Here is a 1,667-nt window from a genome sequence, read left to right as displayed (position 1 = left end):
CGGTCGCTCGCGCGAAGAACGGCCCGCCGCACCAGCCGCGCATCGCCGGGCACGCGCCGCACCGCCTCCCGACTCAGGGAGCCGGGGGGCGCGTAGCGAGCGGTCTGCACGGTCGCCACGAGGCGGACCAGCGCCTCATCGGCCCCGTCCGCCTGAGCTGCCTCGTCCTCGCGCAGCGCCGCGGCCGCCCGCAACGACTCCTGCTGCTGCGTCAAGGTGTCGGCCGCGTCGACAGCGACGCCGAGGTCGCCGACGCGCTCCAGCAGCTCCGCCCAGTGCGCCTCGACCCGATCGGCGTCCGCGCCACCGTGCGCCCGCTGCCCGCGCCGGCCGTGGCCTGGATCGACGGCCAGCCGCGCCCGCCGGGAGCGCCACGCCGCGACCGGCAGGATCGCCGCCGCGAGCAGCAGCGCCAGGGGCGCGAGCAGGGCCCACCACCACGACCGGCCCTGCGCCGGCTGCTCGCCGGGGGTCCGGGCGTCGAGGTCGCGCTCCGGTCGTTGCGGAGCCGGGGTCGAGGCGGCGGCCGTGGGGCTCGGGGACGCCGCCGACGCGCTCGCCGTCGGGGAGGCCGTGCCCTCGCCCTGCGCGGGCTGCGCCACCGAGTACGCCGGGGGAGTGCCGCTGCGGGTGCCGGGGGTCGGCTCGAACCGCAGCCATCCGACTCCGGCGAAGTACAGCTCCGGCCAGGCGTGCGCGTCGGAGGGCACGACCTCACGGACCCCGTCGACCTCGGTGCCGGGCAGGAACCCCGTCGCCGTGCGCGCGGGGATGCCCAGGCTGCGGGCCATGAGCACCATCACGGTCGTGAACTGCACGCAGTAACCGCGCTTGGTCTCCAGGAACCGGTCGACGGCCGTGGCGTTGGCCTCCTCTTCCGTCAACCCCGGCGGCGGGGGAGCCAGCTCGAGCGAGTACGTGAACCCGCCCGAGGAGCGCAACCACTCCTGGATCGCCATCGCCTGGTCGTACGCCCCGTCGGCGTCGGCCGTCACCTGCTGCGCCAGATCCCACACCAGCGGCGTGATCTCGGAGCCGTCGAGGGTTTCCTGCGCGCTGCGCGGATACACCTGCAGTTCCTCGTCGCGCAGCACCCGCGGCTCCGGCGTGATGTCGAGATAGGTCAGGGAGTAGCGGCCGGGCACCGAGTCGACGGTCAGCACACCCGTCGTGCGCCCCTGCGCCCACTGCGCGTCGTACACCCGGCCCTCGATGACGTCCGGCGGCGACGCGAGATAGGGCGCCGCGAGCCGGTTGTCGGTCACCTCGATCTGCCGCTGCTCGGCCGGGCTCACCTCCTGCTGCCATCCCAGCGGGTAGCGCAGCCGCGGCGACGTGCTGGGCACCTCGGCGTCGTCGTCCGGCACCCACTCGCCGTTGCGGTACACCGACGACACCGCGACCCGCAGCGGAGGCGGGGTCGGGTCGTCCGTGCGGTAGTGCAGGATCGGGCGACCCTGGGTGCTGCGCAGGTCCTGCACCATCTGCGTCGACGGCGAGAAGCCGACCTGGCCGCGGCCCCCGATCCCGCCGGTGCCCAGGCCGTCGGCCAGATACCGGACCGGCAGATGCGGCAGCACCGCCGCGGCGCCCAGTGACACGACGATCGCGCACACCCCGAGCAGCGCCGTCGCGCTCGAGCGCCGCCCCGCCGCCCGCGACGCGCC

At 75.7% G+C, this 1,667-nt stretch carries 1 protein-coding gene; it reads right to left on the bottom strand.

The window, feature by feature from the left end:
* A partial coding sequence (locus PINTE_RS21250) for a transglutaminase TgpA family protein (protein ID WP_068434589.1) occupies positions 1-1,667 on the bottom strand: 1,667 nt, incomplete at both ends.

Source organism: Piscicoccus intestinalis NBRC 104926 (assembly GCF_001515525.1).
Lineage (GTDB): Bacteria > Actinomycetota > Actinomycetes > Actinomycetales > Dermatophilaceae > Kineosphaera > Kineosphaera intestinalis.
This window is presented reverse-complemented; position numbering and strand designations above follow the sequence as displayed.